Here is a 26,537-nt window from a genome sequence, read left to right on the forward strand (position 1 = left end):
TTTAGGACGAAGGCCGCTATCACGATATATGGAGGTATATAAGTTACATCACGTTGGCCGAATGCAGTCCTCGATTGAGGCCGAGCGTCCGTGCGGTCGACGTATGAATTTCGCGGATCAGCCCCGGATTTTTCATTAAAGGCGCGCCATAGGATGGTATCATTTCCCGGATCTTCGGCTCCCACGCCTTCGCATGCTGAGGGAAGCATTTTTCGATGACCTCGAGCATGACGGAAACGGCGGTTGAGGCCCCCGGAGAAGCCCCAAGCAAAGCAGCGACGGATCCGTCCGCGGCGGTAACGACTTCCGTACCGAACTGAAGCGTACCTTTGCCGCCGGCAACCGTATCTTTGATGACCTGCACGCGCTGACCGGCCACCAGCATATCCCAATCTTCGCTCTTGGCGTTCGGAATGAACTCACGCAGCTCTTCCATACGCTTATCCTTCGACAGCATCACCTGCTGGATCAGATACTTGGTCAGCGACAAGTTTTTAGCGCCTGCCGCCAGCATCGTGAGCACATTGTTCGGCTTAACCGAACCAAGCAAGTCGAACATGGAGCCGGTCTTAAGGAACTTCGGCGAAAAGCCAGCAAACGGTCCGAAGAGCAGCGACTTCTGATTGTCGATAAACCGGGTATCCAAGTGCGGAACCGACATCGGCGGCGCCCCCACCTTAGCCTTGCCGTACACTTTGGCATGATGCTGAGCCACCACATCCGGATTGTTGCACACCATGAAGAGCCCGCTGATCGGGAACCCGCCGATATGCTTTCCTTCCGGAATGCCTGATTTCTGAAGGAGCGGAAGGCTTCCGCCGCCACCGCCGATAAAGACGAACTTCGCCGTATGGCGTTCGACGCTGCCGCTGCTCAAATTGCGTATTTTCAAATCCCACGCGCCATCGCTGGTGCGCTTGATATCGTCTACGCTGTGCTTGTAATGGATACCGACGTTTTTGTTTTTCAAATGTTCAAACAGCATGCGCGTTAAAGCGCCAAAGTTGACGTCCGTTCCCGTGTCCATTTTGGTGGCTGCGATCGGTTCATCCGAGGTCCGGTCTTGCATAATGAGCGGAATCCACTCCATTAATTTCTTCGGATCATCGGAAAATTCCATCCCTTGAAACAGCGGGTTCTTGGACATCGTCTCAAAACGCTTCTTCAAAAACACAACATCTTCTTTCCCCTGCACCATACTCATATGGGGGAGAGGCATAATAAAGTCCTGAGGATTGCGAATCAAATTGCTTTTCACGAGATAAGACCAAAACTGCATGGAAACCTGAAATTGCTCGTTCACGCTAATCGCTTTGCTGATATCTATGGAACCATCCGGTTTCTCGGACGTGTAGTTCAGCTCACATAGGGCGGCGTGCCCCGTTCCTGCGTTGTTCCATTCGTTCGAGCTTTCCTCTCCCGGGCTTGCCAGCTTCTCAAACACTGTAATTTTCCAGTTCGGCACTAATTCTTTCAACAGTGTCCCCAGAGTCGCACTCATGATTCCGGCACCAATTAAGATAACGTCTGTTTCGGTTTGTCTGTTGCTCATAATTACCGTCCTTACACGCTAGTATTTGAAGAAAAGATGTAGGCGCTCTCAAGAGGCAAGCCAGAGTGCGACCCGGTTATCCACCTTTTCTGATGAATGATTACTTAATTTATAGTATAGCACTATTCTTTGGTCTGTTAAATGATTGTCGTGCGTACAACTCGGAAATAGACAAAAAACCAAAGCCATCGCCCGCAGCATACCGGCATTGCGGCTTTGGTTTTGGTTTAGTCCTAATTTAAAGAGTTCACCCACTCATCGGCGGTAAGCACCTCGGCCTGCTTCGGAAATACCTTCTCCGTCAAGACGCGATGAACTTCGGGGTCCGCATCGATACAGGCGTCGGAAAGCACCTTAAGGACAAAATCCTTATCGGCTGCTTCCCGCAGCGTTGACAGCACAACGCCGCTTGTCGCGATCCCGCTGAGAACGAGCGTATCGATCCGCTTCGCGCGCAGGATGACCTCCAGGTCGCTCCCGGCAAACGCGCTCACCCGCACCTTGGTCACAACAGGCTCGTCCGGGAGAGGCTTGACCGATTCGTATATTTCCGTAGCTCCTTCCATGGGCGCAGATCCGGCCCGGCTGGCCATGCCACCGAACATTTTGTTTCTAGGGCTGATCTCGGGGTAACCCGGGCGAAACGCAACCCGCACATAAATCACGGGAATATCATGACTTCGCGCGGCTTCGATGGCCGTCTGAAACGGCTGCAATGCTGTCTCGTCGTTCACGTACCGCGGCACGATGCTGTTCTGCATGTCCATGACCAACAGGGCAGTTTGGCTCTCTGAATTTTGCATAGGAATCTGGGCTCCTTTGTATATGATCTTAGCGAGCTGGAAAACGATATGTATATATTTAAGTATAGGCTTGTCCCAGGGGTGATTCAATCTGACGCGGATCACTTCTCTCACAATTATAGATTCGCCCATCCCGTGGTTTGCCGAACCGTAACGAGTGTAATAATAAGGAAAATATATTATGAAAAAGGTGAGCTGACATGACAAATCCAACTTCGGACAACCAAGAAGCGATCGAGAAAGTACGCGAATTGATGAAGGGCATCGACACGGCGATGCTGACGACCGTTTCGGATGAAGGGCTGGTATCACGTCCCATGAAGACCCAGGACATTGAGTTCGATGGTGACTTATGGTTCCTGACCAAGAAAGATACCGAAAAGTTCCATGAGTTGCTGCGAAACCGGCAGGTCAACGTGGCCTATGCCGGCAAGTCCTTCGTCTCCATCCGCGGGGAAGCTGAGCTGGTCCAAAGCCCCGAAAAACTGAAAGAATTATGGAACCCCGTTTACGAGGAACTGCTGGAAACGACCTACGACGATCCGAACCTCGTTCTCATCAAGGTCAATGCAGAAACCGCCGAGTACTGGGATGCCGGCAACAAGTTCAAGATGGCCAAGTTCTTGTTCCGCAGGCTGCTGGGCAAAAGCGGTGAAGGCACGAATATCAATCGGATCGTGGATTTGGAATAGGATAAAAAACGGATGCCGGTTGAAGACCAGCGTCCGTTTTTATTTTCAGACCACAGTGCACTTACATCGACATGACTCAACTCAGTTCGGGGTCGCCTGCCGTCTCCTGTTTTTGCCGTGAAATATAGTGCTCTCCCACTTTCATGATCTGCTCCAAAATGGGCTCCAAACGTTGACCGAACTCCGTTAGCGAGTATTCGACTTTCGGCGGCACGGTCAAAAATGCATTTCGCTGTACGATGCCGCCGTCTTCCAACTCCCGAAGCTGTGTCGTCAGCACATGCCTGGAAACGCCGGGAATTCGCCGGTGGAGCTCGCCGAAACGGCACGTTTGCTGAAGCAGCTCGTAGATAATCTTCGGTTTCCATTTTCCGTTGATCAGCTGCAGCCCTACATCTACCGGACAACCAAATGTTCCATCCTGATAAGGCATCTTTTCCTCCCCTGGTCCGTTTTTTATGACTAAGTCATCTATTTCTGCGTACTTCAATATTTACTGCATCCCATTCGAAAATATCGCTTTGCTGCGTGCACATTTCATCCTTCATACACGGGATGGAGACGGTAATCTGGCCCAAATGGAAGGACATACGTCCGAAGTGATAAGACGACAAACCGACGGAAGCTGGCGGTACATCGTAGACCACCCTTCAGGCTCCGAACGGTTGGAACGGATACGCTCAGGCTGATGTGTTTCGCAGGAGGTTATGCCCCGCCTTCGTGTAGAAAACCTCCCGGGAGATGTATTTGTAAGCCGGCATTGGCCTAGGATTATCCTCATTCCGCACAGGAAGACTTCCATTCACGGTGGCTCATATATTTCTCGCCCCACTCATCCAATTGATCTAATATCGATTTCAGCGACTTTCCCAACTCGCTCATTTCATAGACTACTTTCGGCGGAACCTGATTGTAAGACGTTCTCGTCACGATGCCGTCTTCCTCCAGCTCCTTGAGCTGCTGGATCAGCATTTTTTGCGTAATCTCGGGAATCGCCTTTTTTAATTCGCTTGTTCTTTGCGGTCCGTCCCCACAGTCCAGATGGCATAAAATCAACAGCTTCCACTTTCCCCCGATCACCTGAAGCGTCGCTTCCGCGGGAATGTTAAACGTCCGGGTTGTTTGGATCTCCATGGAATCACCATCCTCTCGTCGATTCGAATGAACAGTTACTTTTGGGTGAGTATATCACTTCGGAGTGTTTATATCACAATAAAGTAAGTACTTCCTATTTATCTCAGCATACCCGATAATTTTATCGTACCTCACTTCGCATTGAAATTTGAGTAGGGAAGGTGACATCAATGAAAATTTTGACGGTCGTATCGCACCCACGGGTGAACTCCTTAACCTTTTCCGTGACGGACCGGTTTATTCAGGGACTTGCCGACGCAGGGCATGAGACCGAGGTGCTGGATCTGCATCGCAGGGGCTTCAATCCCGTGTTGTGGGAAGCGGACGAGCCGGATTGGTCATCGGATCATAAAGTCTATTCGTCTGAAGTGGAGGCAGAAATCGCACGGATGAAGCAGCACGACGCGCTCGCCTTTATTTTCCCGATATGGTGGTACAGCCTGCCTGCCATGCTAAAAGGATATATCGACCGGGTATGGAACAACGGATATGCCTATGGCGCAAGTCACCTGCATCATCAACAAGCCCTATGGCTTGGTTTGGCGGCAGCCCCGAAAGAGCATTTTGAGAAGAGGCAGTACGATACAATGCTCTCCCAGCTTCTAAACGTCGGCATAGCCGATTACTGCGGTATCTCTAACAGCCGTGTTGAGATCCTATACGATACCCTGGATTCCAGGCCGGATATTTTCGATAATCTCCTGACGCGAGCTTATCAATTGGGACTGCATTACGACAACGTTTCAGAGGCCGCGAAATAATCCCATGTGCCGTGTCCAAGCTCATCCTCTATGAATATAGTGTAGGAATTTCATTAGAGGGGTGAGAACATGATTCAACTTAGCGGGATCGTAGGCGGAAAAACGCCGGTTAAAGTAGGGCCGCGGAAGACGCTGCTGCTGCAGCAAATCGTCATCCGAGTGAAAAAGGGAAGAAAATTGGTATTAAATAACCTCAATTTCTTATTTAACAATGAAGCCTTTGCGATTAAAATAGAGGCCCAGCCGTCCCCGGGAAAATTTGTTGCCCGTGGCGGTGCCGGGGATTTAACGCCAAACAAAGTGTTATTTAACAACAACACCGGTGAAGATCAAATCATTTTCCTCTTGGTGAGCGCCGTGAATACCTCGAGAACCTCCACGGAGCTCAGCCGCTCAGACAGCTGGCGTATGACCCTCAAGCGTTGATTTTACAGGTTGCGATTGTGAGTCGAACGAAGTTTGGGAAAGCGGAATTCAGCCCTTTCTGGCCATTGGCCGGATGGGGCTTTTTTTATCCAGGGCGCCTCATCTAAGGTCCGCATGATTTCAAGTTACTTTAACTTTATTAAAGTAAGCTGATCCATAATAGATGATTATATCCAAGTAATTTGACTACTTACATTCAGTAAGTGAGATTGATACAATGTCGTTGAAACGCAGTGTTAATCTTAGAGCGTTTCTAATTAAACGACGAGCGTTATTAATTAAACGATATTCGGAGGGACAGAGATGATCACAAGCATTTTGCGGTTACAATTCAAGGATGGTGTCAATGAAGCGGAAATACAACGGGTTCTCTCCATCATCGAGCGTACAGCCAAGGCGGAATCGGTCGCGTTTTATTCCATCGGCCGATATTTCGGCGATCCTCAGGAAGGATTCACGCATGCATATTGTGTCGGTATCCCCGACCTGACGGCGCTCGACCGGTATTTTCGCGAGCCTGCCCATCGCGAAGGGGATTTTCAGTTCATCCCTTTACTGGCCAAACTGTCCCAAATGACGGTTTTGGATGATCCCGATCCCGATATGTTGGTAAAAATCGCTGCCTGCCGAAACGCTGCGGTTGATCCCGAGTGGATGGCGTTGTTTGACCGGATTGGCAAAACGGATCAGGCGTGAGCGAGAACGCTCTCCAGCAGCAAGCTAACAACAGCCGTAAAACGAATCAACTCGTGAACCACCCAAAGATCCCTTAACCGGGATTTTTTCACTTTAAACCGTACAATAAATGTCGTGACGCTTGAGCAGCTTCATGGCTTGCTCCGCCATCATTGCGGGCGTATGCGGCATCTGATTCGCAATCCACCATTCTACCGTTCCAACGAATGCCGAAGCCGTAAACTGAAGCGTGACTTCCGGATCCATGCCTCGGTTGGCTCCCTCCATATCGATCTGCTTCTGGATCAAGGTCTTCGTAATCCCCAGCATACATTCGCGAAACGCGACCGTATTTTGACTGGATAGCATGGAAGAGAAAAACAGAAAATGATCCTCGAAATAAGCGAACAGCGATTTCAACGCTTCCGTTGCTTCGAATAGATCCGTTACTTTTTGCTGGAAAGACTTGTTGAGCGAGCAAGCCGTAACCATTTGGTTCAAATGATCTTCGATACATTTGTCGAGCAGATCGTATTTATCTGCATAATGAAGATACACCGTTGCCCGGTTGATGTTTGCCCGTTCGGCAATATCGTTTATGGTAATCCGATCGAACGCCTTCTCTGCGAACAGTTCCACGAACGCTCGATTGATGGCTTCCTTTGTTCTTGTAATGCGCCGGTCTTTTTTGACTTTAGCCTCCATGGATCGGTTACACTCCCTATAGTTAATTGACAATATTAATATGAATGTCGCGTATCATACGGATCCTAGTGATTTAACGATTGAATCCATTCCTTCTCTCTATATAATATTAATCAACGGACGTTAAATAAACAACACGTGTAGTGAAATGCTGTCGACAGCACGATACAATAAATTATTATTGGGAGACGATGACCCATGGAAAATATAAAATCGAAAATAGTTATTTTGACCGGAGCGACCGGTGGAATCGGTGAAGCGACAGCGAAACTGCTCGCCCAGCACGGAGCCAAGCTCGTATTGGCTGCCAGAAGGGAAGATCGGCTGCAATCTCTTGCCGACAATATCATAAAGAGCGGTGGAGAAGCGATTGTCCTGCCGACCGACGTGAGCTCAGCGCGTGGGATGCAGGAATTAGCGCAGGCTGCACTGCAAAAATACGGGCGGATCGACGTGCTGGTCAACAATGCCGGTATTATGCCCAATTCCTGGTTGAACGAATTGAAGATCGACGATTGGGACCGCATGATCGACGTGAACATCAAGGGAGTATTGTACGGCATCGCCGCGGCTTTGCCAGCGATGAGGGAGCAGCAAGCGGGGCATATCGTCAACATTTCTTCGCTTATGGGGCACAAGGTCGTTCCGGTAACGGCCGTGTACAGCGCCACTAAGCATGCCGTGCGGGCGATCACTGAAGGACTGCGTCAGGAGGAATCACCGACTTCGCGCATCCGGACCACCAACATCTCTCCAGGGATGGTGGCGACGGAAACGGCGATCAGTGTTCTTCCACCCGAGTACCAAGATGCCGTTGCGCCAGGGAGCGGGATGGCACTGTCACCAGACAGCGTCGCCAGAGCCGTTGCCTACGCCATCAACGAGCCTGACGATGCCGCTGTAAACGAAATCACGATTCGGCCAACCATGCAAGAAATCTGAAAACGGACCGTCCTCGCATGCAATGCATGACAGAGGGCGGTCTTTTTTGTTCTCCATTTACAAATTTTTCATTGACAACCCGCCAAACCAACTATATATTGTATGACAATGATAATCATTATCATATCGGAATAGTCATCATATATCTTATAACAAGGAAGGGTCTGCACATGAATTCAAAACGAAGGTTCTCATTAACCACATTACTAGTCTCAATGGTGCTCATATTAGCACTTGTTGGCTGCTCCAGTCAGCCATCCGGTTCCTCTGCATCTACACCAACTGAGGGTGATTCGGCAAGCACCGAAACGGCCACAACCGAAACCACGGCTTCCCAAGATGCAGATACGCAGTATCCAATCGTGATCAAGCATGCTTTTGGAGAAACAAATATTGAGAAAAAGCCTGAAAGAGTCGTTACCATTCAATGGGGGAACCAGGATGTGGCTCTCGCTCTTGGCGTGGTGCCTGTTGGTTTCTCGGCGGCGAATTACGGCGTTCAGGATGACAGTGGGCTGCTGCCTTGGACAGCGAAAAAGCTTGAGGCACTCGGCGCAACCGATCCTAACGTGTTCCAAGATACGGACGGACTTGATTTTGAGGCAATTTCCGACGCCAACCCGGACGTCATTCTTGCCGCTTACTCCGGTATCACCCAGGAAGACTACGATATTCTGAGTCAAATCGCTCCGGTCGTGGCCTACCCAACCACTCCATGGTTGACCACCTGGCGTGAGCAAGTCATGTTGAATGCAACCGGCATGGGCATGAAAACTGAGGGCGAGCAGCTCATTAAAGATACCGAGCAAATGATCCAGGATAAAGTTAGCGAGCATCCTCAGATCAAAGGCAAGAAAGTCGTTTGGGTGAACTTCTCGGCGAAAGACATGTCCAAATTACATATCTATACACCTGCTGACCCTCGCGGATCTTTCCTGGAGGAGCTGGGAATGGTCTATCCTGAGAGTGTTACGAGCCAGATCAAGGATCCTACCAGCTACTCTATGAACTTAAGCGCCGAAAATGCAGACATGCTGAACGACGCCGATATTCTGGTCGGGTATAACGACGAAGACGTCTACAAGGCTGTTCAAGCAGATCCCGTACTCGGTAAAATCCCGGCGATCCAAAGAGGATCAGTCGTGAATATTGGCAACGGCACACCTCTGGCGGCTTCTGGGAACCCCAATCCGCTTTCGATCTCTTATACGATTGATGAGTACCTCAATCTGATCGATGAAGCGATCAGCAAGATCAATGAGTAGTTTTTCACTCAAAAAAAAACATCAATCGCATGTCCCGAGAAGTTTCACGCTCGTTCTGGTGATTTGTTTTGTCCTGCTGGGCTTATGCGTGGTCGCCTCACTGGTCTTCGGCTCTCGGCTGGTGAGCTTCCATGAACTGATCGATGGTCTATTTCACCACGATGTCGACTCCTATGGGGCAAACGTCGTTCGCAAGAGGATATCCCGCACCGTGTTCAGTTTGTTCTGCGGTGCGGCGCTCGGCGTTTCCGGCGCGCTGATGCAATCAGTCACGCGCAATCCGATCGCCGATCCGAGCATACTGGGAGTGAACACAGGCGCATCCTTATTTGTCGTTTGCGGCATTGCGTTCTTGAACATCAGCACGGCCAACCAGTATATCTGGCTGGCTTTGGCCGGAGCAGCGATTACTGCGGTGTTCGTATTTGGAATCGGCTCGATGGGGCGCGGCGGAGCCACGCCCATTAAGCTTGTTCTGGCCGGGGCGGCCACCAGCGCCGCCCTTTCTTCCCTGGTCACCGCTATCATGATTCCACGATCTTATGTAATGGATCAATTCCGGTTCTGGCAAGTGGGCAGCGTTGGTTCGGCGAGCTGGAGTGCGATTGCTACCTTTGTTCCTTTTCTGATCGTTGGCATCCTGACAGCTATTTTCACGGCTCCTGCCCTGAATGCCCTGGCCCTGGGTGACGAAGTTGCGACCGGTCAGGGCGTTCGGACAGGAACGCTGAGGCTTGTCGCCGCGCTGGCAGGGGTTCTCCTGTGCGGCGCAGCGACCGCTCTGGCGGGCCCTATCGGTTTTGTCGGACTGCTGGCCACTCACGTCATCCGCCTGATTCTCGGCCCCGATTTGCGGTTTGTTATACCGATGTCGGCGATTTCGGGAGCGATCATTCTAACGGTATCCGATGTTTGCGGCCGGTTGATCGGCAGCCCTGGGGAGCTTGAAGTCGGCGTCGTTACCGCGTTTATCGGCGCTCCAATTCTCATCATTTTAGCGATGAAATCGAAAGTGCGTTCATTATGAAAAATCAATCGATTGAATTTATTATGGCGGGCAGACGTCAAAGACACCGCCGATGGATCCTAGTTACCAGTCTCCTTGCGGCCCTTGCATGCATGCTTTGCTGCGCTATGCTTTTACTCGGGAGCACCATTTATCCGGTTCAGGATGTGATCCGCGCCCTTTTCGGAGAGCATCTCAAAGGCGTATATTTTGCAGTAAATACGATCCGCTTGCCGAGAATGCTGGCCGGTCTTTTTGCCGGATTTGCTTTCGGTATTGCCGGATACACCTTCCAGACGATGCTGCGCAACCCCCTGGCGAACCCGAACGTCATCGGGATTACCTCCGGCTCTAGCGTGGCGGCCGTCTTTTGCATTATTATGCTTCATGCAAGCGGAGCTGTCGTTTCCGTTGCTTCCGTCATTGCCGGTCTGGCAACCGTACTATTGATTTATGTATTATCCAGAGGTAAGTCATTTTCGGTCGGGCGTTTGATTCTGGTCGGCATAGGTATCCAAGCCATGCTAGACGCCGTGATATCCTATCTTCTGCTCGTCAGCGCGCAGCAGGATATTCCCGCCGCACTGCGATGGCTCACCGGCAGCCTCAATGGCTCGCAAATGCGCGAGCTGCCGCCCCTGATCATCACGGTTATTATTTTTGCGCCGATCGTGATCGCGCTGGGCAAACATCTGAACATCTTGGAACTCGGAGAACAATCGGCTTCTTCTCTCGGCGTGGACACGGACAAGACCAGAGTTGCGCTCATTGTGAGTTCCGTCTGCATGATTGCGATTGCGACCGCTACCACAGGTCCAATTGCTTTTGTCTCCTTCCTTTCGGGACCGATCGCGAAAAGATTGGTCGGAGTCGGCTTCTCCAACATCATTCCGGCGGGTCTGGTTGGTGTTAATTTGGTTTTGGCGGCAGATCTCATCGGACAGTTTGCTTTTGAGTACAGATTCCCTGTGGGTATCATCACCGGATTACTCGGAGCGCCGTATCTGATCTTCTTGCTCATCCGAATGAATCGAAAGGGAGAATTATAATGAAACCGACACATATTTTTGAGGCCGAACAAGTCGTAGCCGGCTATGATCATAAAACGGTCATCCAAGGCGTCAGCCTGGTGATACCGAGCAATAAAATAAGCGTCATTATCGGAGCCAACGGCTGCGGGAAGTCTACGCTGCTGAAAACCATGGCGAGGCTCAATAAGCCATCATCCGGCAGCATTACGCTGGACGGAAAGCCCATCGGTAAAATTCCGCCGAAACAATTGGCACGAGTCTTGGGTTTGCTGCCGCAATCGCCCGTAGTGCCGGAAGGGATTTCGGTCGCGGATCTAGTGGGACGCGGAAGATTTCCGCACCAATCCTGGCACACCGGATGGACCAAAAAGGATTACGAGGCCGTTGCCGAAGCGATGCAGATTATGGACATCACCGAGCTGGCTAACCAGCATATTGACGAGCTTTCAGGCGGCCAGAGGCAGCGCGTCTGGATTGCCATGGCTTTGGCGCAGCAAACCGATATTTTATTTCTCGATGAGCCGACGACTTTTCTGGATATCACCTATCAAGTCGAAATCCTCGACCTGCTCACCGATCTGAACCGAAAGTACGGAACAACGATCGTGATGGTTCTTCATGACATCAATTTGTCTGCACGTTACGCTGACCATATTTTTGCGCTGTATAAAGGAGCGCTTATGGCTGAGGGTGCGCCATCCAGGGTGATTACCAGCACGCTTGTTAAGGACATTTTCGGACTCGATTGCATGGTGATCGAGGATCCCGTATCGGGCTCTCCCTTGGTCGTACCTAAAGGGCGGCATCATGCGGATCAAGTTGGCCAGTGACAATCTATAAGTAACCTTTGTTCATGTGCGGAAGATCAAAAAGGATCCGCCGCGGCGGATCCTTTTTTGTTGAGACAATCATCATATGAAATGTCATTATACTAAACGAGTCCAACCCTCCTCTTGATCTCTTACATAGATTGGAGTATTAAAAAGAGGAGTTGATATTATGGTGCGAATTCTTGATAAAGCGGCCGTTCAGTCGCTTAGTCGTTTCAACCCGGCCAAATCGTTTACTATTCGACGTTCCCCGTCAAAGTCCGGCATCGCCACAATCCCGATACGGATTCCAGCAAAATCTCAACCCAACCGGGTAGATTTGGTGGCAACCATTGGCGTCAGAGGCATCAAAGGTATTGGGCAAATCCCCTTTAGAGTCTTCCGCGGTGATACGGAAATTTTCAACACACAACAAGGCATCGAATCCAAAGGCTCCGAACAAAATTATGTAGTTACCTTTCAAGCTGAGGATAGAAATGTAAAGGCAGGTACCCATGCTTACATTGTCACGGCAGAAAACGTTGCTGCAAATACAAGAGTAGATGTGGCTATATCATTTAGTGGGTTAGCCGTTAAAACCAGGAACTAACTGCTCCTCTAGTATACTTCCTACCGACGAATATGCTTTAGGCAATGTCCGCCCGCCTCATTTCGTGAAGTACTCAGAGAGCACCCTTAGCCGCACGGATCATCATCCATACGGCTATATTGGTGCTTATTCTATTCCGATAATATGGATTACTTCCAGATCTCTTCAGCGATTTCTTTAATAAAAGCAAGCTTGCGCCACTGCTGCTCCTCGGTCAGGTGGTTGCCTTCCTCCGTGGAAGCGAAGCCGCATTGCGGGCTCAGGCAAATCCGGTTCAGATCGACGTATTGCGTCGCTTCCTCGATCCGCTTCAGGATATCTGCCTTATTTTCCAGCTCACCAAATTTTGAAGAGAACAGGCCCAGCACGACCTGCTGATTGTCCTTCAGGAAACGAAGCGGCTTAAAATCGCCTGCCCGCTCGGTATCGAACTCCAAATAATAGCCAGAGTAGTTATCGATGCTGAGGAGCGTTTGCGCGATCGGCTCATAGCCTCCTCCCACCCCGGCATAAGTCGATACATAATTTCCGCGGCATACATGCGTCGTGACGACGAGGTCTTCCGGCAGGCCGGATACCACTTCCTCGTTCAATTTTGCAAATTCGTTGGCATAATCAGCCACGTTCACGCCCGCCTGTTTCATGAAGGCCATAAACTGTTCGTCGCAAAGCGCTCCCCACGTGCAGTCATCGATTTGGAGGCTGCGGCAGCCGGCTTCATAGAAAGCAAAAATCGCTGCTTTGTAAGCATTGGCAATATCCGCAACAAGCTCTTCCCGATTCGGGTAAATGGCTCTTGTGCTTTCCTGATTTTCTGCCCGGTCCAGCTCGAACAGGAGCTGCGCGGCTGCAGGAATGGATTGACGCGCAACGACGTCCTCGCCTGCAGTCTCTTTTAAAAATGCATAATGCGATACAAAAGGATGGCTGCTGTAACTTACTTTACCGGTCAGGCGGGCCGTTTCGGGTCTGGATTCTGCGCCGTTAAATTGATAGCCCTGGTCAATAAAGGTCCGTTCAACGCCGTCAAAGCCCCAGAAGAAGTCCAGATGCCACCAGGAGCGGCGGAATTCGCCGTCGGTTACGGCCTGAAGACCTACCTCTTTTTGCTTCTGTACGAGCTTGATGATCTCGGCATTCTCCACATCCTTCAGTTGCTCGGAAGTGATCTCGCCTTTCTTGAATTGGGATCTAGCCTCTTTCAACGATTGCGGGCGCAAAAAGCTGCCAACGATATCATATCGAAACGGAGTAACGGTTCGTTTGGTAGGTTTGGTTTGAGTGCTCATCGGTTAATCTCCTCGGAAAATATTAATAAGATCAATATAGCATATCCGAATCGCTATAACGTTCTACTAAAAGGTTATAGCACGTTATAGCTATTAGCTATAGCAGGTATCGTTTCCCGAGGGCCTTTGGTACTTGCCGAAGCAATCTGCCTTCTATGAATTGTCAAAACCTTCAAGTTCCCGTATCCTTATTTTAGTTGCAAGCATGTTGCGTCATGCACGTAGAAATGGAGATTACGACCGCCATGAAATCATCGATCTTAACCCGGCCTTTCTATTTCCTGTGGACCACCCAGACGGCGGCAAACGCTGCGGATGTGCTCTACATTATGGCGCTTACGGTGCTGGTGCTTAACCAGACTGAATCGCTGATATCGGCGGCGTTTATGCCGCTAATGCGCAGCGGCGCCCAAATGCTGAGCGGCCTGATTGCACCGCTGCTGATGAACCGCTTCAAACTGGCGGCCCTGCTGCTCCTCTCGCAGACGGGCCAGTTCCTGCTGTTCGTAGGCCTGGCCGTTTACCTGCAGCTTACCGGAAAGGACGCTTCGTTTGTTCTTGTGTTTGCGCTGGTTTTTGTCATGTCCTTCCTCGACGGATGGACGGTGCCCGCCCGCAACGCCCTGGTCCCGCGGCTCGTCGCGCATGAGCAGGGCCTGCTCAAGGCCAACAGCCTGATCAGCGTCAGCGACCAGGTGGTGCAGTTTGCCGGCTGGGGGCTCAGCGGTGTGATCGTCGCTTTGCTGGGACCCAGTCACACGCTGCTGCTGACAGCCGTCATCTACGGATTAGCGGCGGCTTTTACGCTGGGCGTCAAGGAGCCGGTGGAGGCCCAGTCTGAACCGCAGCAGACTGATGTAATGCCTGACGGCAGCGCAGCGGCGGCTCCATCTTCCAGATGGCATACCTTGACCGAAGGCTGGAAAATGATCTGGCAGATGCCGCGCCTGCGGCTGCTTACCTTTATGGACATCATCGACATGCTAGGCGGGTCGGTATGGGTCGGCGCCTTTACGCTGGCCTTCGTTCAAGTGGCGCTTGGTCAGGGCGAAGAGTGGTGGGGCTTCATTAATGCGGCGTATTTTGCGGGGACGGTCGGCGGCGGATTGCTGGTTCTGGCCATCGCACGCGCCATCGGCGGCAACCTTCTGGCCGCCATGCTGATCGGCATGGCTGGGTATGGCGTCCTGACCGCTGTTTACGCCCTCAACACCCAACCATTCATCGCGCTTATTCTCGTACTTCTGATGGGCCCTTTCGCCGAGCTCTCGGTCATCAACCGGCGCACCTTGATACAGCGCAGCGTAGACAAAGGGATGCTGCCGAAGGTGTTGTCCGCTCAAGCCTCCCTGCTGAATCTGGTGTTCTGCATTTCGCTGCTGGTCATGGCCGCCCTAGCCGAATGGCTCGGCATCGTGAACTTGTATCTGTTTGCGTCAGTCCTAACCTTGCTGGCACTGGGGGTTGGCCTGATCGGCCGCCGGGCTTTCCATACCGAGGCTGCATCGGGTGTCTCCATCGATTAATTTTAAGTGATCTGAAGCACGCAAGTAGGATAAGTCATCGCTTATCCTGCTTCTTTTTTGTCATATCGGCATGTCCGTCACAAAGAACGATCTGCAAAAAGCGAACACCGCACAAAGGCGCGATGTCCGCTTCATTCATTCATGGCTTTGCCGTATCGTATGATCAGCTGCTCAGCTCGGCGCCGGAGGGGGAACCGGCTTCAGCCGTCTTCCGGTCATTCCGTGCGAGGAAGGCAACGGAGAGGACGCCGACGGCGATCATCGCCGCGAACACGAAGAGGGACGGTACGAGATGATGACCGAAATCATTCGGAGTGGCGATAGCGCTGCCGCTCGCGAACACCAGGCCGCCGATGGCGACGCCGAACACCCCGCCAAGCTCGCGAGCGGTGTTGCTCATCCCGCTCGCTTCACCGGCCGCTTTTTCCGCCACCGAACTGAGCAGCCCGTGCGATAGCGGCGTGAAACTGAAGCCCATGCCGGCTCCCGCGGCCATCATCAACGGAACGATATACCCGAACGGGAAGACAGCGCCTTCCCTGATGATGACCAGAGCAATGCCGATCAAGGCGAGGACCTGCAGGAGCATGCCGAACAACAATACTCGTTTCGAGCCGAATTTTCCGACGAACAGACCCGCCAGCGGCGCAGCGACCATCGTGCACGCGGTCCACACCATCTCCCGGACGCCGGCGCCGAGAGCCGAGTAGCCCTGAGCTTGCTGCAGGAATAATGTAAGCAGGAAGATCGCTCCAAATATACCGGCGTTCAGCCAGAACCCTGCGGACAAATACGCGCTGTAATTCCGTTCACGGAAATGTTTGAACTGAACGAACGGCTGCTTGCGGCTTCGTTCCCATCCATAAAAGGCAAGGAGCAGCAGTACGCCGCCAGCGATCGGACCCCAGACGCTAAACGAGCCCCAGCCTTCGTCGTTGCCGCGGACCATGCCGAAGATCAGTCCGAACAAGCCGGCGCCAAGCAGCGCGATGCCAAGCGGGTCGATCGGTTTGCGTTCCCCTTTCGACTCCTTCAGCCAGCGCATGCCGAACAGCACTGCCAGCACGCCGATCGGAACATTGACCCAGAAGATCGCCTCCCACGGCGCCCCCTCGATAATCGCTCCGCCGACCAGCGGACCGACGGACAGCCCGAGGCCGGAGATGCCCGACCAGATGCCGATCGCGGCCGCTCTCTTCTCAGGCGGGAACGCGGCGTTCACCAGCGTCAGGCTGATCGGCATAATGGCCGCGGCGCCGATCCCTTGAAGCGCACGGGCCAGCGTCAGCTGCAGCGAGCTGTCGCTGAGCGCCGATGCGAGCGAGCCCAGCGTGAACAGGACGACGCCCGTCAGAAACATGCGCTTGCGCCCGAAGCGCTCTCCCAGCGCGCTGAACGGAATGAGAAGCACGGCGAACGCCAACGTATAAGCGTTCATAAACCATTGCAGGTCGGACATCCCAGCATGGAAGGAAGCCTGGATGGACGGCAGCGCCACCCCAATGACCAAATTGTCCAGCATCGCCATGAACAGTGTAATGCAGGTAACGATCAACAAGCGGACTCGATCTGCGGCAGACATCATTTTCAAATACACCTCTTTTTAATTTTTATTTATAGATAAATAAATAAAACGGCAAAAAAATAGGGCCTTCCCTCGGCTGACCACACTTAATCTTGCCGTTCCCGGCATTCGGCTTAACGTACCTGGCAATCTGCACCGGCCTTTCCATATTCGGCTTCCCGCTATTCACTCGGGCTCCCCGTATTCCGTCTCGATTCAGCCCCCAACGACGAACCCGATCATTATCCGGTCCTGCCCGGAAGGGCGACGGATGCAAGCGGTACCTGGCAGACCGGCCTTCTCAAGCCGGCCAGCAGGTCTCCGCGCACATCAGACGTCGCCATCTCCCGGGTCCAGCCGTTTAAGCTGCGGCAAGTCGAGCACTTCTCCCATCGAGATCACCATCCCGCAGGCGATGAACTGGGCTGCTAGCGGACCGGGGTGCGGCAAGCCGGCGTCCGCAAACCGTCTGGCGACAAATTCATGGATGGACGCGAACTGCTCACGCACAAAAGCTCGCACTTCCGGCTCCGGTGTTGCGAACGAATGCATGCACAACAGAATCTCGTCGCGATGCGTCTCCATCAGTTCGTTGAACGCGTTGCCCATCCGGTCAGCCAACTTCTCCGGCGGCGCCTCGACGGCCCGGAACGCCTCGACCAGCCGGCCGATCGCCCTTTCTAGGACCGCCAAGTACAATAGCTCTTTAGATTTAAAGAAATGAAACACATAAGGCTGAGTAACCCCTACTTCGGCAGCCACCATCGCCGTCGTCGTCTTGTAGAAGCCGTTGTTCGCGAATAAGTTCGCCGCGGCGTCCAATATCTGACCCTTGCGATTGAGAGAGCCGAGGTCTTGATCTTTATGTCTGGCCATATTGCACCTCGTTTATTTATTTACCAATAAATTAATTTATTCCAGCGTCATTGTCAACTTCTTTTTTTCAGCCAGCCGGAATGGGGGGATTTAGCTGCCGCTGTGCCATACCACTTCTCCTTTGGCAATTAAGATAAAAACATATAAAAAAGCGAACACCTTAGGGGTGTTCGCTCAAGAGCTTGTTGTGGATGTGTATCCGTGGATGCGGTACATAAAGTTCTTCTAACTCCATTGATTCGGAAGTTAATTTGACTGACAACGCCGACATGCAACTTCGAGATGGTGCATCCGTTGCTTTCCACGGCGTTGCCATCAGGTCGGTGCGTGCGCCCTGTCTGGTCCTTACTTTGATTCGACGCGACCCAGCGGGTTGGCGCTCTCACCCAGAGCCGCGCAGGCTGCTTGCCAGCTGGAATCGTCGAGGCCGAGCGCGCTGCGCAGGTAAGCCCATGTGACCCGCTGGAGCAGGGCGACTCGTTCGGGACTCTCGTCCGTCGTCTCGGTGACGTTGTACCCGGGGATTCCGCCAAGCGAGTGTTCTCCCCCGAAAAGGGTGAGCAGGCTCTTGCTGCCCGGGCTCAGGAAGTACGGGTCGGTGAACCAGTCCGGTCCCCGATTGGACAGCATGGACTGGTCCTGGTCTCCCGCGACCACGAGCGTCGGCGTGTTCATGTCCTCGAAGCTCGGGTTCATGAAGGGGAAGTGCTCGGCCGCGAATGGGCTCAAGTCAGCTCCCCCCTTGCCCGTCGTGGCAAGCAGCACGCCCGCCTTGATCCGCGGGTCGGACATGTCCTCTCCCGGCTGGCCGTCGGCATCGAGGACCCGCGCGCCTAGCAGCGTGCTCACCGTCTGTCCTCCCCAGGAGTGGCCGGCTGCGGCGATGCGGCTTCGATCCAGGCGCCCGCTGAGGCCGGGCACGGAAGCTTCGATCCGATCAAGCTGGTCGAGGACGCGCTTCAGATCATCGACCCGTAAGCGCCAGATCAGCGGTGTACGGGGATCTTCAGGAGGAAGATTCAGCGTTCTCGAATCGAGGTGAGTAGGTTGAATGACCACGAAGCCGTGAGCGGCCCAGAAATCAACCAACGGGGCGTAGCCATCCATCGACGAGCCAAAGCCGTGGGAGAAAACGAGAATAGGCAGGTCGCGTCCCGTCACGGGCGCAGATACCCGCACTTGCAGATCTTCACCCCGTTCCGGGGCGGATAGCACTACCGGTTTTACTGAAATGACTGGAGTTGGAGTGTTAACGTTGATATTCATAGATAAAGTTCCTTTCTTGAAGAGAGATTGGGTTTGAATCACACGCTCGATCACCATGGAAGCAGGCGATTCTCATTTGAAAATGTGCCCGTTGGACCGTTCTCGTCGAGAAGTGCGAGGCGCACGGGTTGACGTGCGGCCTGCTCGACCGTGCCCGTACCCTCAAAGTTGTTGAGGTCCGTCGAAGTGAAGCCCGGGCATACTGCGTTGACCTTGATGCCTGTGGACTCGAGTTCGATAGCGAAAGCGAGGGTGATCGCATTTAGGGCGGTCTTGGACGGGCTGTAAACGGCACCGAACATCGGGCGGTGCGGATTGGTCGGGTCCGCGTTCAACGTCAGCGAGCCTGCACCGCTCGATACGTTGACGATACGTCCAGCCGGCGCCTTAAGCAGAAGCGGCAGCATTGCTTGCGTGACGGCGATAACGCCGAATACGTTCGTCTCGAATACCGCCCGCACCTCATCGAGAGATGCGACGCTAGGCCGGCCTGACTTCCCGACCTCCTCGAGCGACCTGCCGGGCTTGCCTGCATGCGAGATGCCCGCGTTGTTCACGAGCACGTCAAGGCGGCCTAGCTCACTGCGGATACGCTCTGCCGCCGCGTCGATGGAAGCCTGATTCGTGACGTCAAGTTGGAGGGCACGGGCATCCGTCCCTACGCTATTCGCCGCCGTCTCCCCATTCTCGAGATTGCGTGACCCGACAAGCACGGTGAAGCCGTGTGATGCGAGATCCTTTGCAATTTGAAGACCGATTCCTTTGTTGGCCCCGGTGACCAGGGCGACGGGTTTATCATTCATCGTAATCATCTCCCTTTCGTGCATCGAAGTGCGGTATTTGTAAACTTCCGAGTTGATGTGTCAACCTAATACCCGGAATGGTACCTTGGGTTGACACGTCAACTTATTGATCAGATTATCACCTCTGGTTGATATATCAACCTGGTATCTACTGTAACATGTTGTGGTTGATGCGTCAACCATGATATGATGTCTCTATGGATAAGAACGAGCTAAACGAAGAAGAAATGCGAATATGGCATATGTGGAAAGGCTCCTTCCAGACCATCTTCGGCCGCGTAATCAAGGACATGTCCGAGAGCACAGGACTATCCGAAGGTGATTATGGTGTATTGGACCGGTTAGACCTGTTAGGAGACGGAAGTCTTCGCCAACAGGAATTAGCCGACTCAATGGATTGGGATAAGAGCCGACTGTCACATCATTTGACACGAATGGAGAAGCGTGGACTCGTGAAGAGGAAACCGCTGGACACGGATCGCGGTGTTCAAGTCATCATCACTCCTGCGGGGAAATCAGCACTCGATGATGCCCGTCCCATCGTCTCAAAGGCAATACGCAAGCATTTCTTTGATCAATTAACGGATCAGGACATCGAGTCGATTACTAGGCTGGCGGAGAAGGCAAAGTCTTCGTCTTGCAATGCCCCGCCGCCTTGACCGTGATCGACATAGAACAAGCCCTTCCACCAAATCGGCGGAGGGGCTTTTACTTTCCGCGCGTAATAATCCCTTGAACGCCAACCGCGAGTAAACAAAAGGAGCTGCCACAGGCAGCTCCTTGGTTTATTTTATGTGTGTGAAGACTCCCATCCTTGCAGACGAGAAATTTCCCTTCGTGGAAGCGATCAGTTTGTGGAACGACTAAACTGATTCACAGCACTAAACAGAGCTTTTACCGATGAGGTCATAATATCAACGTCAATGCCGCAGCCCCAATATACACTGCCGTTGGTAGCCGTGATGCCGATATAAGACACCGCTTGGGATTTCGAGCCTATTTCCAGAGCATGCTCCGTATAGATCAAATCGGAATAATCCAGTCCAAGTTCGGTTTGCAGGGCATTGCTGATCGCATCGAGTCTGCCGTTTCCGTTGCCGGCAATTTCCTTAACTTCGTTGCCGGTACGAATCGTGACGATCGTTTGGAAATCTTCATTGTCGGTCATGCGGTATTTAACAAACTCGACAGGCGTTTGGATATTCACGTATTCCTTCAAGAAAATAGCGTAGATCTCCTCGGGCATCAGTTCTTTCTGCTGCTGATCCGATACGTTTTTAACGAAGTATCCGAAGTTTTCGCGCATTTTTGCCGGGAGATCGAGTCCGTACTTCAGCTGCAGCACGTATCCGATTCCGCCTTTGCCGGACTGGCTGTTGATGCGGATAATGTCGCCTTCATATTCCCTGCCGATGTCCATCGGATCAATCAGCAGATAAGGGACCGACCAATGCTTGGGTTCCTTTTCCTCGCGCCATTTCATTCCTTTGGCAATGGCATCCTGATGCGAACCGGAGAACGCGGTGAATACCAGCTCGCCTCCGTAAGGATGTCTTTCGCTCACTCTCATTTTGGTCAACCGTTCGTACACGGAGGCGATCGCAGGGATGTTCTCAAAATTCAGCTTCGGATCCACCCCGTGAGAGTACATGTTGAGAGCCAGCGTCACAATGTCCACGTTCCCTGTCCGTTCCCCGTTTCCGAACAATGTGCCCTCGACGCGCTGAGCTCCGGCCAGCATGCCCAGCTCGGCGTCCGCTACGCCCGTTCCTCTGTCATTATGCGGATGCACCGACAAAATCACATGTTCCCGGAAGTTCAGATGCTCACTCATATACTCGATCTGGCTGGCGTAGACGTGAGGCATCGACATGGATACCGTTGCCGGAAGATTAATGATGACCGGATTTTCCGCCGTCGGCTGCCATACGTCAAGCACGCTGTTGCAGATGTCCAGCGAAAACTCGATCTCCGTTCCGGTAAAGCTCTCCGGCGAATATTGGAATTGGAAGTTCCCTTCCGTCTCCTGCGCGCATTCCTTCAGCAGCTTAGCGCCGCTCACGGCGATGGCGATAATCTCTTCCTTGGATTTGCGGAATACCTGCTCCCGCTGCGCCACGGAGGTCGAGTTGTACAGATGGACGACGGCTTTTTTCGCGCCTTTCAGCGATTCGAACGTTTTGCGGATGATGTGCTCTCTCGATTGGGTCAGCACCTGGATCGTCACGTCGTCCGGGATCAAATCCTGCTCAATCAGTGTGCGCAAAAAGGCGAATTCCGTCTCGGAGGCTGCGGGGAATCCAACTTCGATCTCCTTGAATCCGATATCTACAAGCAGTTTGAAGTATTCCAGCTTCTCCTCCAGATTCATCGGAACGATTAACGCCTGATTGCCGTCGCGAAGGTCAACGCTGCACCAAATCGGCGCCTCCGTAATATATTCCTTCCGGGTCCAATTCAGGCTGGTCTCCGGCGGCATAAAATATCCTCTGTCGTATTTGTTTACATTTTTCATGGATACCCTTCCTTTCGTCGATTCCTATGCTAATCTGCCAAAGATCGGAGGCGCAAAAAAAGCCTTTCATCTCCATTAACAGAGACGAAAGACTTTAACATCTTACGCGGTACCACTCCGAATTCATGCCAACGCCGGCATGCACTCTACGGATACGGTTTGCATAAACACGGACAAACCTGGATCCTCCTGATGATAACGGTCAGGCTCCGGCTCCACCTACTTCTATTTCAGCGAGCAACTCCAAGGCGAGTTCCAATTTTCTCCACGGCTGTTTCACACCGGCCAACAGCTCTCTGTTCGCTTAGAAAACCGTACTATTCCTTTTCAACGTAGTTTAATTATTAGGATTAATGCTATATCACCGACACGATGGTGTCAAGTGTAATCTAACTCGTATTGTTCTTCCGTGCGGGGTTTAATATTCTGTGGGTTCAGCTTACAAATCATTATGGCTCCATGTCCCCTTCTAATCTGTGCAGTAACTTATAATTAGGGTTTGCCTCCCAAGCTTCAAAGGGCACAAAGTATTTCGCATTCATGGCGTCTAAAAATCTGGATCGTTGCTGTGGTCTTGTGATGTATTTCCCAATATTGGATTCATCAATTTTTATATATCTAGCTTCAAGTACTTCGTCTTCTTGTATTTTGATGTCTCCGCTTATGTATTGTGCTCTAAAGCACACAGACAAAACTTGTTTTGTTGTGTTCATATAGACGCCGGTTATACCCATTGGCTTAATAACAATACCCGTTTCTTCAAGAAATTCTCTGCAAATCGCCTGATCAAGAGGTTCCCCTAATTCAACATTTCCACCCGGCATTTCCCATGTATCTGAACGCCAATGGGTTCTCAGTAACAGTACCTCACCGCTCTCATTAGTGAGTAGAGCTGATACCGAAATACACTGTTTAGGCACTTCATACTCCAAACTAAGCCCTCCTTATCCAAATCCATTTCCATGCTAAATGACCTATTAGCTTAAACTACTTAGGTAAATGATGTGATATTCATCGTATTCGAGACTCATCGTCACGCTCCCTTTTTCAGGGGCACTTTTCCGGTAGTGACCTTAGCACGAAAAGACACCGCCGCAATGATTCGGCGATGCCTTTCTATCAACCCCATCCGCACAAGCCTCAAAACCGGCTGTTCGAATTTTTCCGCTTTTCTTCTGACAGGATCGCCTCAATGACGTCCCAATGCTCAGCGATCTTTCCGTCCTCTACGCGGAACAAATCGTAGAAAGCCGTCGGCTGGCCATCAAACAAACCCTCACTCACCGTAAGCACAAAATCGCCTTGTCCGATGACCTGGTGGAGGTGAGTATATTGAAATTCAATCTTTTTCTCCGCCAGTGCCTGGAGTGCCGCATGAAGACCCGAAAGGCCGTCCCCAATATGCGGGCTGTGCTGAATGTAGCGATCCCCATCAAAGTAAGAGCCAAGCAGATCCGGGTTCTTCCCAAACAAAATGTTCTCGACGTAGCTTTTGACAAGTCCCTTGTTCGCATCCGTCTTGTCGATATCCTGAATCGTGACCGGTCCATCAATCATCGTATGGCTGCTTGGCGTCTTCTCCACCATCTCCTGCAAGTTGTCCCAATGCTCGACGATCAGCCCATTCTCAAAACGGAAAATATCAATGCCGATCTTAGGGCCGAAAAAATCATATACGGAATGGAACACCACAAAATCTCCGTCGACCAAAGCACGCTTAATGCTGACCTTCGTACCGATTTCCTTCAAATGATCTAACGCACCTAGCATGGCTTCACGGCCATTGGGTAAGGCTTGATTGTGCTGAATATATTTTTCAGGATGAACGTAAGCCGTAATCGCTTCGGGGCGGCCGCTCTCCAAACTTTCCAGCACCGCGGTTGCCTTACGGACAAGCTCATTGTGATCGTTGAATGTCATCGGAATATCCTCCCTATGTTATCGAAAGTTTAAAATTCCTTTTTGCGAGCGATGGACCGGCCCTGATCTCTCACCATTTATAGTCATCAGATAAATAATGAACATTTTGTTGTTTATTTACCTTGTGCTCATTATAATAAGGATCGATATAACCCTCAATATTCAATTTTTTGAGTTTTGCAGGATAAAATACAATTCGCACGGATATGTCGCTTAACGTCTTAAATTTCTTTTTAGGAGAACGAAAATATGAACAAAAAGAAGACCGATCTAAGAATCGTACGCACGAAACAATCGATCCGAAAGGCGTTTTATGAGCTGATCCGGGAAAAAGGATATGAAGCGATCACGATCCAGGATATTGCCGACCGGGCGATGATCAATCGAAACACGTTTTATCTTCACTACCAGAACAAACCGGATTTATTAGATATATGCATGGACGAGCTGTTGAGCGAATTAAAGCAGACCGTCGTGCTTTGTCCATTCCATATGAACCCTTTTCGTATGTCCAGACTAGAGACCGTCATGCAGGCCGTGTTGGAACACATTTCGGGGAGTATTACGTTTTACTATGCCATGCTGGTTGAGGAGAGTCGAATCTATCCGTTTCGAGCGAAAATGGAGAACATCATCAAGGAGAAACTGGATGAGGGGTGGAATCCTGGTCAAGAGAATTCTCCTTTAGCGATGTCCAAGGAATTGCTTCTTGAGTACCTCGTATCGGCGTTCATGGGGATCGTCATTTGGTGGATTAAAAACGACCGGCCTCTACCTGCGACCGAAGTGTCATCCCAGTTCAGTGGAATCGTGACCTATGGGCAATTGAAAGCTGCCGGAATTTCCGTTGAGGAATAGAATAGCTAGGATAGAAGGAGCAGAGGTGCCTGTTCTTTCAAAAACAAAGGACAGGAGAGCACCGATCTGCCCCGCCTGTCCTGCTCATGTTTTTGATATAAGTTCTTCGCTCTTATGCCTTGCTTAATATTCTCCTTTAATGACAAAGAATGAGCCTCGAATGGTTCCGGCCAGCTTGGACTTCTGTCTGGCAAACTTAAACTTCCCTTCTAACTCCTGGGGTACCTCCATCCCTTCAGAAAGCTTAAAACCAACGGCCCGCTTCTTCGGGTCATCCACCGTATACATGACATTAAGCCCGAGACCGTCCTCATAAAAGACGTAGGTGAATTGGATATTTTCCACTTGAAAACGTGATGTCTCTAAAGGTTTGGCCGCAAATTCAATATCCCGTTCTTCCTTCAAAATCCGGTTCACATAATCCAGAGTGTCCTGGCTTTCACTGGCGGGCACCACCGTAAACTCATGCTTGTATTTGTTCATAAAGTAACGGGCTTCATTCGCGCGCAAACCGGCAAGCGCTTCGGCGACGGGCGAAGATTCCAAACCTACTGTAGACACATTTTTAAAATCAACGATATACGTCATTTCCATCCCTCGTTTTCTCTTTATTCTAATAATCTATATTTCACAAGCTGACTGACGAATTTGATAGTCTTCTAAATATTATTTACATAGACTGGTAGAAACAAACATCTCATTATATATTCAGCGCTTTTCGTCAAAATCCTACAGATAACTTCAGCAAATCGATGTTGTCTAGGAGTAACACTCCTAGGATAATTCCCCCTCTCGTTAATCACCACGGCCTAATATATACTGATGCAGTCATCTATACTACAAGATTAGCGGAGGGTTTTTATATGAACCAACTAAACGATAATCATACGAATAGCGGAGAAAGAGAACCGTTAATAGATTGGAACAAGACAGCTCTGGTCGTCATCGATCTCCAAAAATGGATTGGTCAGCAGTATGCACCCTATTCTGCCGAGATGGTCATTGCCAATGCAGCCAAGCTGACCCATCATTTCCGGAACAAAGGGGCTTTTGTGACGCTTGTGCATGTATCCAGTAAGGATTTCAGAGATATGCTTAGTCCCAAGCTCGATACCGCTCCTCCTAAGCTGAACATGATCGAAGGCTGGGATGAATTTGTTCCCGAGCTCGGCGTAACCGAAACGGACCACATCATCTCCAAAAAGCAATGGGGGGCTTTTCACGGAACAGACCTTGATCTTCAGCTGCGCCGTCGAAACATGGATACGATCGTCATCTGCGGCATAGCCTCGGGGATCGGTGTAGATACAACCGCCAGGGAAGCCTTTCAGCATGGATATAATATCATTTTCGCGATCGACGCCATGACCGGGTTTACGAGGGCTGAGCATGAGCATGTACGGAATGTCATTTTCCCGAGGATAGGGCGGATTCGCACAACGGAAGAGATTTTAAAAGGGATTTAGGTTTGCTGGAGGGATCGACCAAATCGCCCCCAAACAGTTCCTT

General features: G+C 51.3%; 28 protein-coding genes and 1 other annotated feature. Of the genes, 14 read left to right on the top strand and 14 right to left on the bottom strand.

Annotated features, from left to right (window positions below; all coding sequences use genetic code 11):
* Positions 1-43: 43 nt before the first annotated feature.
* Together mqo and CJP46_RS21890 are read right to left on the bottom strand one after the other, a co-directional pair.
* Positions 44-1,552 carry a malate dehydrogenase (quinone) gene (gene mqo, locus CJP46_RS21885; RefSeq protein WP_094597747.1) on the bottom strand — a complete coding sequence of 503 codons (1,509 nt, stop codon included), beginning with the start codon at positions 1,550-1,552 and terminating at the stop codon, positions 44-46.
* Positions 1,553-1,785: 233 nt separating this feature from the next.
* Positions 1,786-2,355 (bottom strand): cysteine hydrolase family protein, encoded by a 570-nt coding sequence (locus CJP46_RS21890; RefSeq protein WP_094597748.1) that lies wholly within the window; start codon positions 2,353-2,355, stop codon positions 1,786-1,788.
* 200 nt (positions 2,356-2,555) lie between these two features.
* Here CJP46_RS21890 and CJP46_RS21895 point away from each other — a divergent pair, with 200 nt between their 5' ends.
* Complete coding sequence (locus CJP46_RS21895; protein ID WP_094597749.1) at positions 2,556-3,047, top strand: pyridoxamine 5'-phosphate oxidase family protein; 492 nt, start codon at positions 2,556-2,558, stop codon at positions 3,045-3,047.
* A 76-nt stretch (positions 3,048-3,123) separates the two neighbouring features.
* On the opposite strand, the gene CJP46_RS21900 is transcribed toward CJP46_RS21895, so the two are convergent.
* Positions 3,124-3,480 (bottom strand): winged helix-turn-helix transcriptional regulator, encoded by a 357-nt coding sequence (locus CJP46_RS21900; RefSeq protein WP_094597750.1) that lies wholly within the window; start codon positions 3,478-3,480, stop codon positions 3,124-3,126.
* A 344-nt stretch (positions 3,481-3,824) separates the two neighbouring features.
* A complete protein-coding gene (locus tag CJP46_RS21905; RefSeq protein ID WP_094597751.1) occupies positions 3,825-4,181 on the bottom strand; it encodes a winged helix-turn-helix transcriptional regulator in 357 nt (118 codons plus the stop codon).
* Between the two features lie 170 nt (positions 4,182-4,351).
* Here CJP46_RS21905 and CJP46_RS21910 point away from each other — a divergent pair, with 170 nt between their 5' ends.
* From CJP46_RS21910 to CJP46_RS21920, 3 genes are all read left to right on the top strand, one after another.
* Complete coding sequence (locus CJP46_RS21910; protein WP_094597752.1) at positions 4,352-4,942, top strand: NAD(P)H oxidoreductase; 591 nt, start codon at positions 4,352-4,354, stop codon at positions 4,940-4,942.
* A gap of 69 nt (positions 4,943-5,011) precedes the next feature.
* The gene (locus tag CJP46_RS21915; protein ID WP_076172322.1) at positions 5,012-5,368 is read left to right on the top strand and encodes a hypothetical protein; all 357 of its coding nucleotides are present in this window, start codon (positions 5,012-5,014) and stop codon (positions 5,366-5,368) included.
* Between the two features lie 303 nt (positions 5,369-5,671).
* Positions 5,672-6,064, top strand: coding sequence for a Dabb family protein (locus CJP46_RS21920; RefSeq protein ID WP_094597753.1), 393 nt, complete (start codon positions 5,672-5,674; stop codon positions 6,062-6,064).
* A 93-nt stretch (positions 6,065-6,157) separates the two neighbouring features.
* Here CJP46_RS21920 and CJP46_RS21925 read toward each other — a convergent pair whose 3' ends face one another.
* A complete protein-coding gene (locus CJP46_RS21925; protein ID WP_094597754.1) occupies positions 6,158-6,748 on the bottom strand; it encodes a TetR/AcrR family transcriptional regulator in 591 nt (196 codons plus the stop codon).
* 198 nt (positions 6,749-6,946) lie between these two features.
* Here CJP46_RS21925 and CJP46_RS21930 point away from each other — a divergent pair, with 198 nt between their 5' ends.
* From CJP46_RS21930 to CJP46_RS21955, 6 genes are all read left to right on the top strand, one after another.
* Positions 6,947-7,690, top strand: coding sequence for an SDR family oxidoreductase (locus CJP46_RS21930; RefSeq protein ID WP_094597755.1), 744 nt, complete (start codon positions 6,947-6,949; stop codon positions 7,688-7,690).
* A gap of 170 nt (positions 7,691-7,860) precedes the next feature.
* A complete protein-coding gene (locus CJP46_RS21935) occupies positions 7,861-8,955 on the top strand; it encodes an iron-siderophore ABC transporter substrate-binding protein (RefSeq protein WP_094597756.1) in 1,095 nt (364 codons plus the stop codon).
* A complete protein-coding gene (locus CJP46_RS21940) occupies positions 8,948-9,982 on the top strand; it encodes a FecCD family ABC transporter permease (RefSeq protein WP_094597757.1) in 1,035 nt (344 codons plus the stop codon). The genes CJP46_RS21935 and CJP46_RS21940 overlap by 8 nt, the downstream gene beginning before the upstream one ends.
* Complete coding sequence (locus CJP46_RS21945; RefSeq protein WP_094597758.1) at positions 9,979-11,010, top strand: FecCD family ABC transporter permease; 1,032 nt, start codon at positions 9,979-9,981, stop codon at positions 11,008-11,010. The genes CJP46_RS21940 and CJP46_RS21945 overlap by 4 nt, the downstream gene beginning before the upstream one ends.
* Positions 11,010-11,822 (top strand): ABC transporter ATP-binding protein, encoded by an 813-nt coding sequence (locus CJP46_RS21950; protein WP_094597759.1) that lies wholly within the window; start codon positions 11,010-11,012, stop codon positions 11,820-11,822. Before CJP46_RS21945 ends, CJP46_RS21950 begins: the two co-directional genes overlap by 1 nt.
* Positions 11,823-11,991: 169 nt before the next feature.
* A complete protein-coding gene (locus CJP46_RS21955) occupies positions 11,992-12,411 on the top strand; it encodes an exosporium protein C (protein ID WP_094597760.1) in 420 nt (139 codons plus the stop codon).
* A gap of 149 nt (positions 12,412-12,560) precedes the next feature.
* On the opposite strand, the gene CJP46_RS21960 is transcribed toward CJP46_RS21955, so the two are convergent.
* Positions 12,561-13,700 (bottom strand): 5-methyltetrahydropteroyltriglutamate--homocysteine S-methyltransferase, encoded by a 1,140-nt coding sequence (locus CJP46_RS21960; RefSeq protein ID WP_094597761.1) that lies wholly within the window; start codon positions 13,698-13,700, stop codon positions 12,561-12,563.
* 245 nt (positions 13,701-13,945) lie between these two features.
* Between CJP46_RS21960 and CJP46_RS21965 the strand changes: the two genes are divergently transcribed.
* A complete protein-coding gene (locus tag CJP46_RS21965) occupies positions 13,946-15,226 on the top strand; it encodes an MFS transporter (RefSeq protein ID WP_094597762.1) in 1,281 nt (426 codons plus the stop codon).
* A 163-nt stretch (positions 15,227-15,389) separates the two neighbouring features.
* Here the strand turns inward: CJP46_RS21965 and CJP46_RS21970 are convergent, their stop codons facing one another.
* The 4 genes from CJP46_RS21970 to CJP46_RS21985 all read right to left on the bottom strand — a co-directional run bounded on the left by CJP46_RS21970 (position 15,390) and on the right by CJP46_RS21985 (position 19,759).
* On the bottom strand, positions 15,390-16,811 hold the full coding sequence (locus tag CJP46_RS21970) for an MFS transporter (protein WP_094597763.1): 1,422 nt from the start codon (positions 16,809-16,811) through the stop codon (positions 15,390-15,392).
* A 309-nt stretch (positions 16,812-17,120) separates the two neighbouring features.
* Positions 17,121-17,666: a TetR/AcrR family transcriptional regulator gene (locus tag CJP46_RS21975; protein ID WP_094597764.1), complete on the bottom strand. Its 546-nt coding sequence runs from the start codon at positions 17,664-17,666 to the stop codon at positions 17,121-17,123.
* A gap of 345 nt (positions 17,667-18,011) precedes the next feature.
* On the bottom strand, positions 18,012-18,932 hold the full coding sequence (locus CJP46_RS21980; RefSeq protein ID WP_094597870.1) for an alpha/beta hydrolase family protein: 921 nt from the start codon (positions 18,930-18,932) through the stop codon (positions 18,012-18,014).
* Between the two features lie 50 nt (positions 18,933-18,982).
* The gene (locus CJP46_RS21985; RefSeq protein WP_306431066.1) at positions 18,983-19,759 is read right to left on the bottom strand and encodes an SDR family oxidoreductase; all 777 of its coding nucleotides are present in this window, start codon (positions 19,757-19,759) and stop codon (positions 18,983-18,985) included.
* A gap of 173 nt (positions 19,760-19,932) precedes the next feature.
* Between CJP46_RS21985 and CJP46_RS21990 the strand changes: the two genes are divergently transcribed.
* Positions 19,933-20,394, top strand: a complete 462-nt coding sequence (locus CJP46_RS21990) for a MarR family winged helix-turn-helix transcriptional regulator (protein WP_094597766.1) — start codon at positions 19,933-19,935, stop codon at positions 20,392-20,394.
* Positions 20,395-20,582: 188 nt separating this feature from the next.
* On the opposite strand, the gene leuA is transcribed toward CJP46_RS21990, so the two are convergent.
* The 3 genes from leuA to CJP46_RS22005 form a co-directional block, all read right to left on the bottom strand.
* Positions 20,583-22,250, bottom strand: coding sequence for a 2-isopropylmalate synthase (gene leuA, locus CJP46_RS21995; protein ID WP_094597767.1), 1,668 nt, complete (start codon positions 22,248-22,250; stop codon positions 20,583-20,585).
* Positions 22,251-22,327: 77 nt separating this feature from the next.
* Positions 22,328-22,590: a binding site (T-box leader), on the bottom strand.
* Between the two features lie 109 nt (positions 22,591-22,699).
* On the bottom strand, positions 22,700-23,182 hold the full coding sequence (locus tag CJP46_RS22000; RefSeq protein ID WP_094597768.1) for an NUDIX hydrolase: 483 nt from the start codon (positions 23,180-23,182) through the stop codon (positions 22,700-22,702).
* Between the two features lie 208 nt (positions 23,183-23,390).
* Complete coding sequence (locus CJP46_RS22005) at positions 23,391-24,170, bottom strand: nuclear transport factor 2 family protein (protein ID WP_094597769.1); 780 nt, start codon at positions 24,168-24,170, stop codon at positions 23,391-23,393.
* A 249-nt stretch (positions 24,171-24,419) separates the two neighbouring features.
* On the opposite strand from CJP46_RS22005, the gene CJP46_RS22010 reads away from it, so the two are divergent.
* Positions 24,420-25,028, top strand: coding sequence for a TetR/AcrR family transcriptional regulator (locus CJP46_RS22010; protein ID WP_094597770.1), 609 nt, complete (start codon positions 24,420-24,422; stop codon positions 25,026-25,028).
* Positions 25,029-25,151: 123 nt separating this feature from the next.
* On the opposite strand, the gene CJP46_RS22015 is transcribed toward CJP46_RS22010, so the two are convergent.
* Positions 25,152-25,616, bottom strand: a complete 465-nt coding sequence (locus tag CJP46_RS22015; protein ID WP_094597871.1) for a phage tail protein — start codon at positions 25,614-25,616, stop codon at positions 25,152-25,154.
* A 275-nt stretch (positions 25,617-25,891) separates the two neighbouring features.
* Here CJP46_RS22015 and CJP46_RS22020 point away from each other — a divergent pair, with 275 nt between their 5' ends.
* Entirely contained in the window at positions 25,892-26,494 is a 603-nt protein-coding gene (locus CJP46_RS22020; RefSeq protein WP_094597771.1) for an isochorismatase family protein, read from the top strand.
* Positions 26,495-26,537: the final 43 nt, after the last annotated feature.

Source organism: Paenibacillus sp. XY044, from assembly GCF_002257645.1.
Classification (GTDB): domain Bacteria; phylum Bacillota; class Bacilli; order Paenibacillales; family Paenibacillaceae; genus Paenibacillus_AQ.